Raw genomic sequence first — 7,391 nt, forward strand, 5'->3', positions numbered from 1 at the left:
AATACGTCGCCTTACATCACGTATGTAAACGTCAGTATTTTCTATTAATGCGAGTAACCGCTTCAGTTTGTAGGTGACACCATGAACCGTCATTGTTTTCGTCTGATTTTCAGCAAGTCCTTGGGCTTCCTGATCCCGGTGGCCGAAATCACCACCACCACCGGTAAAGGCCGCCAGGCCGGACAAACCCAGGGCCGCGCCGCGCCGAACGCGCCAGGCTTTCAGTTGCAAACCTTGTTCGCCAGCGTGCTGTCGGTGATCCGACCCGACGCCCGCCGCGGCGGCCTCAAGGGCGCCATGCTGCGGCGCATCCTGGTCACCGCCGCGCTGCTGCCCGCGGCCGTCTACGCCGACATGGTGGTCGACCCCAATGGCGGGGCCAACACCCCGGGCATGTCGTCCTCGGCCAACGGCGTGCCGGTGGTCAACATCGTCGACCCGAACGCCAAAGGCTTGTCCCACAACAAATTCCAAAGTTTTGATGTGGTGCAACCCGGCGTCATCTTCAACAACAGCACCACCGATGGCGTCTCGCAGATTGGCGGGTACACCATGCACAACCCCAACTTGAATCACCAGGCCAACGCCATCCTGGTCGATGTCACCGGCACCAACCCCAGCAGCCTGGCCGGCGCCCTGGAAGTGTTCGGCGGCACCGCGGACCTGATTATTTCCAACCAGAACGGCATCAGCCTCAACGGTGTGTCGACGATCAATGCCAACAGCCTGACCACCACCACCGGTAAGGCCGTGGACTCGCCCGATGGCCTGCAATTTCTGGTCGACGGCGGCAAGGTCAAAATCGAAGCCGGCGGGGTCGACACCAGCGGCCTGACCTATTTTGACGTGGTGGCGCGCAGCATCGAATTGCAAGGCGCGGCGGGCTCCCAAGATCAAAAAACGGACATCAACCTGGTCGCCGGTCTTAACACCTATAACGCGGCGACACGCACCGCCACGGTCAACAGCACCTCCGGTGCCAACACCCCGGAATTTGCCATTGACGGCAGCCTGGCGGGGGCCATGTATGGCCACAATATTTCCCTGACCAGTACTGAAAGTGGTGCCGGCGTGCGTCACCAGGGACTGATCAAGTCCAGTGCCGACATTGCCATTTCGGCCAATGGGGATGTCGGCCTGGCCACGTTGGTGGCTGGCGGCAAAGTCGGCATCGATACCACCGGTTCGATTGCCATCGGCAATGGCACCGCAGGCCAGGGCATCGACGCGCAAAAAGCGGTGACCCTGCACGCCGGTCACGGCATCACGGTCAGCAACGACATCAAAGGCGAGACCCTGCAGATTACCGCCAGTGACCTGTTGGTTCAGAGCGCAAACCTGATTGCCACCCAAGCCGAAGGGGCCGGCCCGGTGAGCGCGATCACGATCAAGGTTGGTAACTTTACCTTGAGCGGCACCTTGGTGGCCGTGAACTCGGCGCACATTCCTTACGGACCGAATCAGCCGCTGGTGTTGCATAACGGCAAGCTGATGGTCAAGGTCAATGGCACGGACTACAGCACCGACTTTACCCTGTCCGCCACGGCGATGATTCTCTCGGCCAACGGCGTATCGATTGAAGCCGACAACTTCCTCAACGATGGTGGGGTGATCCAGGACACCAGCAAAAGCGGCATTAACATTGCTGCCCAGCACCTGGTGAACAAGGGCATCGTCACCACCAAGGGCGACCTGAATTTGGTCGCCGATGTGCTGGAAAACCTGTGCACCGGGATTAACCAAACCCTGTGCGTGGGCTTTCTGGCCGGCGGCGATGCCAATGTCCAGGCCGGGAGCCTGACCAACGATGCCGGTCTGGGCGCGGCCGGCAACATGAACCTGACGTTGAACAGTGACAGCAGCAACGGTGTGCACGGTTCGATCAGCGGCGGGAAAAGTCTGCAGGTGCAGCAGGCGCCAGGCAGCGCGGTGCACCTGAGCTCCGATGGCGAGCTGTACAGCGGCGCTGATTTGCTGATGGTGCTCAACGAGTTGTCATTGGGCGGCGCCTCGATCACCAGCGCGGGTGGCAGTGCCACGATGCAAATCACCGGCACCCTGGAGAGCGCGGGCAAAATTGTTGTGGGCAAGGACCTGAACATCACGGCGACCGACGTCATCGCCAATGTCGGCAGCTCAATGAGCGCGGCTCATGACATCACGATCGCCGCTCAGAAAACCTACAGCTCGACCGACCAGACCCTGGTGCGTGCTGAGAACACGGCGCATATCGAGGCGCAAGAGTCGTTGAGCAACGGCGGTATCATCTACGGCGCGAACCGCGTCGACCTGCTCACCGATGGCCAGTTGACCAACGGCGCGGGCGTGGCCATTGCCGGCCAGACCATCACCCTCAAGGGCGATGCGCTGATCAATGAAAGCGGCGCGACCATTGGCGCCTCGGAACTGGTGGACATTGACGTCGCCGGAGACCTGATCAACGACGCCTCGGTGATCACCGCCGGCTCCCAGGTCAACCTCCACGCCGGTGGCACCGTCTCGAACACCAACGGTTCGCAGATCATCGGCGGTGACGTGACGATCGATGCCGCGCAGGTGATCAACAACGATGCCATGATCGTGGCCAGTGACTTGATCATCAACAGTGCCGGCGACGTGGACTTTTCCGGCCCCTCGTCCATGGTCTATGGCGACTCGATTGCCATCAACAGCCTGGGCAACCTGCACAACAGTGACGGCAGCCAGGTGTATGCCGAGACCGTGGCCTCGCTCAACAGCCTCGGGTCGCTGACCAACGATAGCGATGCGGTCATCTATGGGGCCAATGGGGTCAAGATCTCGGCCAACGGCGATGTGACCAATGCCAGCGGGGCGCAGATCAACAGTGACGAAAACGTCGACATCACCGCCAGCAACGTGACCAACACCGAGGCCGCGGCGATTAGTGCCGACCACGTGGTCATCAACGCCAGCCAGAATGTGCTCAATGCCCAGGATGCCGCCATCGTGGGTCAGAGCAGCGCGCAAATCAAGGCGCTGAACGGCTCGGTGACCAATACCGACGGTGCAGTGATGTCCGCCTCCGCCCTGGATATCCAGGCGCAAGACATCACCAACCAGAACGCCGGCAAACTGCGTGGCGACGACATCACCCTGACGGCCAGCAACAACTTCAAAAACACCAACGGTGGCTCCATCAAGGCGTCCAACAGCGTCACGATCGACAGCAAGAACTTTGCGGCCTCGGACAGTGAAATCCTCGCCAGCAAAGACATCCACATCGCCACCGACACCTACGCCAACACCGGCAATATTGCCTCCCAGGACACCGCCACCCTGACCATCAAACATGGCGGCGACCTGACCTTGAGCACCACACAGAAAGCCCCGGTCGCCGCTCAGCTGTTGACCCTCAACGCGCACGACGTCACGGTCAACGACGCGCTGAACAACCCCGGCAGCATTCAGATCAATGCCAGTGGTAAGGTGCAAAACAATGACGCCATCGTGACCGGCAAAAGCCTGTTTGTCGACGCCAGCGAGTCGATCGTCAATAACACCCATGCGCTGATCTGGGCCGCCGATGACATCATGCTCAAGGCCGGGACGGCGATCAACAACCTGGAAGATGCCCTGATCATGGCCGGCGACGCCATCTCGCTGACCGCCCATGACATCCTCAACTATGCCGGGCGCATCAGTGCCGGCGGCGATTTGACCCTGGAAGCCAGCAACATCACCAACCAGGGCATCAGCACCGGTGGCTTGGTGCAGGGCCCATCGACCAGTGCCGACGGCTACTACAAGTGGAACCACGATGCACGTTATGACGAGATGTGGATCTCGATGGAACTGCCTAGTTACAGCTCCAACCGCACCACCAAGCAGGCGGTCATGGAAAGTGGCGGCAATGTCGCGATCAACCAGGGCGAGCACAAGGGCACCGGTTCCAATGTGACCAACCAGGATGGCCTGATGGTCGCCACCGGCAACATGGCGATCGACGGCAACCTGAAAAACATGACCTCGCACGATGACCTGGCGTTGTCGACCTACCTCAAAACCCCGAGCACCGTCACCATCACCGTGAAGGACAAGCTGGCGAAGAAAAATCCCACGACCCAGGTTTACTCGAGCATGTGGGACTTTTTGGACCAGACTTTTGGCCACGATGACAAGCATAAGATCTGGGGCGCGTATTACTACTATGACGGCAACACCGCCGCCGCGTTGAAAAACATCAACGATCCGAAGTTCAACCAGATCATGGCCGCCACTCTGGGGGCCGATTGGCGCACCCAGGACTATGAGACCCTGTCCGCACGCTGGAATGCCTATGCCAGCGGGCAGAGCCCAGACCCGGTCAAGTCCTATTACGCCGCCACCCGGTCGGAAATCGCCACCGGTGGCAACTTTGTGCACACCGGCGGTTCCTTTGAAAACGGCGGCGGGGTCGTCCAGCAAAAAACCGTCGACGTCAGCATCGGCAAAAACGACACCACGGCCATTGCCGGTGATTTCGACAGCAGTTATGCCTACAAAAGTGCCTTTGATCCCAAGGCGCCATTGTCTGAGCTCGAAAACGCGATGAACCCGAGCTACGTCCAAGACAACCTGATCAACAATGACATGTTGTTCCAACAAACGACAAAGCCGGCACCTTTTGACCCCGATGCGTTTGCCGCGGCCGGCCTGCAAGGCAAACAAAATGGGGCCAACGGCTCCGCCACGATGACCCCAATCGTGCCGCTGTATGAAACCCGTATCGAATACGTGGACCAGAGTCAGTTTTACGGCTCCTCGTACTTTTTCGAAAGCGTGGGGTACCACGCCGACGCCCCGGTGTCGGTCATCGGTGATGCCTATTTTGACAACATGATGATCACCCAGACCATCCAGGCCACCTCCGGCACCTACATGACCGTGACCTACGGAGTGTCGGGGGCTGACATGAGCAAGCTGCTTATGGACAACGCCGGGGTTGAGGCTGAGCGTTTGGGCCTCACCGTGGGTGTGCCCTTGACCCAGGAGCAATATGACAGCCTGGAATTGGACATCGTCTGGTACGAACCGGAAGTGGTCGATGGCGTGCTGGTTCTGGTACCGAAGGTGTATTACTGCCCGGCCACCCTCGCGGCCATGGACACCACCAAAGAAGCAGATTCGGTGATCCAGGCCGGCGGCACCCTCACCACCGACAACACCGACTTCACCAACGTCAACGGGGTGGTCAAGGGCCACGACGTCACCATCACCAGCAGCGGCGATGTGCAGAACCAGGCCACCGGCGGCAGTCAAGGCGGCATCTATGCCAGCGCCGAAGGCGGCAAGCTGATCGTCGATGCCGCCGGTGACGTCAACAACCAGGGCGCCACGGTCAAAGGCAATCATATACAGGTCAAGGCCGGCGGCGACATCACCGCCTCGACCACCATGACCTATGACCAGGATGGCTCGTTGGTCTCGCGCAGCACCGGCGATATCCTCGGCAGCGGCACCGCCTCCACCGTCCATCTGACCGCGGGCAAGGATGTGGTACTGACCGGGGCCGACGTCGCCGCAGGCCGGGTGGCCGTGGATGCAACCAACCTGATCATGAACGATGTCAAGGAAGTCTCTTCCTCGCACAAAGACACCACCACCAGCGGTTTTGCCTCGCGCAACACCACGATGCAGGAAAGTGCCAGCGCCACCGGCGTGGGCAGTAACATCGTCGCCGGTTCCCTGAACATCAACACCTCCAACGACGTCCTGGTCAACGGCAGCAACATGACCGCGCTGCACTCGCGGATCGATGTCGGCGGCTCGATGATCGCCAAAACCTCGGAAAACCTGAGCTATGACCATCAAACTACCCAACAAATCGGCTGGGTAGCCGGTGCCAGTGTCTCGGCTGGCGGGTACGTGGCCAGCGCCTCGGCCAGCACCGCCCATGGCGGCAAAAGCTACGCCGGGGAGATGGCCGAAGGTGGTTTTTCCACCAACGGCGGCGCCAGTGCGCACACCGGGTTGGAAATCAGCTCGTCCGAACACAGCAACAGCAGCGTGACCCAAAGCAATTCGCAGTTGAACCTGGGGACCGGCAAGGTGACGGTGGAGGACACCTTCGACTTCGGTGGCGCCGACATCAACACCGCGAAAGGCTTTGAAAACGCCAAGCTGCGGGTCAAGGCTGGGGACATCCAGACCACCAAATACGAAAGCGTGAGCGACGACGAATCCAGCGCCAAAGGCATGTTCATCGGCCACACGGCCAGTGCCGACTCGGTGTTTATCGACGTGTCCAACGACATCGGCAAGCTGGCGACCGACGCCTCCGAAGGCATGAGTGTTGCGCCGGGCCTGACCACCCTGGAAATGCTCGGTGATGTGGAGCGCATGGCAGTGGGCTCGTGGGGAATGGTCTCCGGCGGGGTTGCCATTGGCGGCGGCGCGGCGTCCGGACAGACGCTGACCAAAACCGAAAACACCAACCAGGTCGGCGGTAACGTCAGTTTCACCTCCACCAAAGGTGACATCACCCTGACCGGGGTGAAAACCACCAACCCGGATGCGGTGGTCATCCTCAACGCCGGTGACCATGACGTTAACCTTAACGCGTCGAAAAGCACCACCACCAGCACCAGCAAATCCAATGTCGGCGGCATCAACGCTACCGAGACCAACAGCTGGAACCCGATAACCGGCGATACCGTCAGCGGTACGGTCGGCGTGGGCGCCAAACATAATGATTCGAGCCAGGACAACACCCATTACACCAACACCGACATCAGCGGTTCGCACGTGATTGTCAGGGCCAACGACCTGAACATGGTCGGCGCCAATATCTCCGGCAAGGTCAACGCCGACCTGAGCGGTGAACTCAACATCACCAGCGTACAGGACACGCAAAACTACACGCACACCCTGGGGGCTGGTGGCGCTTCCGCCGGTGTGGCGGTAAACAGCCATACGTTGTTTGTTGTGCCGAGTTTTGTCGGCGGTGTCGGCGGCGTCGGCGGGCAGGATTACGACAATTACCAAAAGGTGGAAAAACAGTCCGGGATCAGTGGCACGGCCGACAGCAGCATCCATGTCGGAGGCGATATGAACCTGACGGGCGGTTATGTGGCGGGCGGCGGCAACCTGCAAGTGGATGGCGCGGTGAATGCCAAAGACCTGACTGACAGCCGTAATAAAGACGGCGGTTACGGCGGCGGTGGCGTCGGCTTCAACCCCAACGGCATCGGCGGTATTGGTTTGATGGGCGGCCGTGTAGACCAGGTGCATTACAGCGCCGACAACAAGGCCACGGTGGACATGAACCTGACCGGCAAGGACGGCGGCGCGGCCACCGTCAATGGCAATCTCAACACCGACATGAACAACCGTCTGGTGGTGAACCAGGATCAGAAGATCGCCGGCAACGACATCAAGCTGGGTATCCCGAC

Annotated in this window: 1 protein-coding gene; it reads left to right on the forward strand. The window is 60.2% G+C overall.

Annotation, left to right across the window (positions count from 1 at the left end; genetic code table 11):
- Nucleotides 1-81: 81 nt before the first annotated feature.
- Nucleotides 82-7,391, forward strand: a 7,310-nt coding sequence (locus D8U71_RS07250; RefSeq protein ID WP_130887498.1) for a hemagglutinin repeat-containing protein, incomplete at its 3' end; no start/stop codon positions are given.

Source organism: Pseudomonas sp. Sample_21 (assembly GCF_004307525.1).
GTDB lineage: Bacteria > Pseudomonadota > Gammaproteobacteria > Pseudomonadales > Pseudomonadaceae > Aquipseudomonas > Aquipseudomonas atacamensis.